The sequence below is a fragment of the Mesorhizobium sp. M5C.F.Ca.IN.020.32.2.1 genome (genome assembly GCF_004023105.1).
Classification (GTDB): domain Bacteria; phylum Pseudomonadota; class Alphaproteobacteria; order Rhizobiales; family Rhizobiaceae; genus Mesorhizobium; species Mesorhizobium wenxiniae.
Genome location: NZ_RZSX01001504.1, coordinates 1 through 714, shown reverse-complemented (window position 1 = coordinate 714; position 714 = coordinate 1). Strand labels below are relative to the sequence as shown.

The window sequence follows — 714 nt, the reverse complement described above, 5'->3', positions numbered from 1 at the left end:
GCCTCACCCTCCTTCGCCGTCGCCTCGTCGGCAGCGTCTTCGTACTGCTGATTGTCGTCATCGGCACTTTCCTTTTGCTGGAAGCCGCCCCCGGCGACGCGGTCGACGCCTATATCGCCTCGACCGGCGGCGATGCCGGCATGATCGAACTGCTGCGCCATCGTTGGGGCCTTGACCAGTCGGCGCTGACGCGGCTGGCCAACTATCTCTGGGCGCTGCTGCATCTCGACCTCGGCCAATCGGTGAGCTTTTCGCGGCCGATCCGCGACGTCATCCTCGAACGCCTGCCCAACACGCTGCTTTTGATGGGTAGCGCCACCGCGCTCTCCTTCGGGCTCGGCTCGGCACTCGGCATCTATGCCGGCGCCAGGCCCGGCAGCTTTCGCGACCGTTTCCTGTCGATCGGTTCGCTGGCGCTCTATGCCGTTCCCGGCTTCTGGCTCGGGCTGGTGCTGATCATCGTCTTCGCCGTCGACCTGCGCTGGTTCCCGATCGGCGGCATCGAGAGCCTCGCGTCGGCCAAGACCGGCATCGACCGCGCGGTTGATATCGCCAGCCATCTCGTCCTGCCGGTGTCCGCACTCGGCTTCATCTATCTCGCGCTCTACCTGCGCATGATGCGCGCCGGCATGGCCGAGGTCTGGCGACAGGATTTTGTCCTCGCCGCTCGCGCTAAAGGGCTGTCCCGCCGCCGCATCGTGCTCGCCCACGTTG

Annotated in this window: 1 protein-coding gene; it reads left to right on the top strand. The window is 66.2% G+C overall.

Going from position 1 to position 714, the window contains the following annotated elements:
- Positions 1-714, top strand: a 714-nt coding sequence (locus tag EOA86_RS37105; protein WP_245497511.1) for an ABC transporter permease, incomplete at both ends; no start/stop codon positions are given.